The 1,013-nt window shown below is 39.6% G+C and carries 1 protein-coding gene and 3 tRNA genes; 1 reads left to right on the top strand and 3 read right to left on the bottom strand.

From position 1 onward, the window contains the following. Nucleotides 1–83 precede the first annotated feature (83 nt). Nucleotides 84–158, bottom strand: a tRNA-Glu gene (locus MF646_RS23120). A gap of 152 nt (nt 159–310) precedes the next feature. On the opposite strand from MF646_RS23120, the gene MF646_RS23115 reads away from it, so the two are divergent. Beyond that, nucleotides 311–493, top strand: a complete 183-nt coding sequence (locus tag MF646_RS23115; protein ID WP_250098837.1) for a hypothetical protein — start codon at nt 311–313, stop codon at nt 491–493. A 355-nt stretch (nt 494–848) separates the two neighbouring features. Here MF646_RS23115 and MF646_RS23110 read toward each other — a convergent pair. Then, a tRNA-Thr gene (locus tag MF646_RS23110) sits at nt 849–924 on the bottom strand. 7 nt (nt 925–931) lie between these two features. Next, nucleotides 932–1,006: transfer RNA gene (locus tag MF646_RS23105), tRNA-Asn, on the bottom strand. Nucleotides 1,007–1,013: the final 7 nt, after the last annotated feature.

The following is a 1,013-nucleotide window of genomic DNA, read 5'->3' as shown; positions in this document are numbered from 1 at the left end:
GTTTGGATGTAAGAGGTAAGATGTTGGAGGATAGAAAAGTCCTTTTTTTCTAACTTCTTACTTCTAATCTCTATCTTCTAAAATGGTGACCCGTACGGGATTCGAACCCGTGTTACCGCCGTGAAAGGGCGGTGTCTTAACCGCTTGACCAACGGGCCAACAGAAGTATTTCTTACTGACAAAAAGTATTATATCTAAATATAAAGAAGATGACAAGTACTTTTTCGAAAAAAATATTATTTTTTTATTATACTTGAAAATACGAACATACATTCGTTATAATAGAGAAAATGAGCTCGAGGTGATGAAATTGAATGATCACAAACCTTTGTACTCACGCGAGGAACTCCTAACACTATTAGACTACGTTCAACATAAAGCAAAAGAAGAAACGAAAATGCAAGTAGCAGAATGCATGCTTGACTACGGAATTGACAGTAAATTAGTTGGAGCTATAACAGGTTTGACTGCAAAACAATTGATCAAGAGATGAAGAATTCTACATATTCCTAGCTATCAAACTTAAACGAAAGAAAAGGGGAGCAGTCAAAGGGTCTTGTTTTTGACCTTTTGAGACAACCCCTTTTCTTTACTTTGCTCTATCAGCCGCATGTTTATGTGGCCCCTAACTTATTTAAGTCTGTGATTAAAGTGGATCACAGACTTCTTAAAAACTGTTTCAATCGTATTACGGTGCCCCTCTTGAACAACATATAATATAAATCCGTTCAGAAATCTATAGACACGCCTGAAGTGGACTTTTCACCACCTAGCTGAAAAATATATTAAGCACACACAAAAAGCGCCTGCCAGCTACTGCTGAAAGGCGCGTTATATATGTATTCTTCTGGAGCTTCCAAGCGGACTTGAACCGCTGACCCCTACCTTACCATGGTAGTGCTCTACCGGCTGAGCTATGGAAGCATAAAAATGGCTCCACAGGTAGGACTCGAACCTACGACCGATCGGTTAACAGCCGATTGCTCTACCACTGAGCTACTGTGGAACGGTTG

Source organism: Halalkalibacter alkaliphilus (assembly GCF_023555415.1).
GTDB classification, from domain to species: domain Bacteria; phylum Bacillota; class Bacilli; order Bacillales; family Bacillaceae_D; genus Halalkalibacter; species Halalkalibacter alkaliphilus.
Note: the sequence above shows the minus strand (reverse complement) of the source record. Positions and strands in the feature narration are given on the sequence as shown.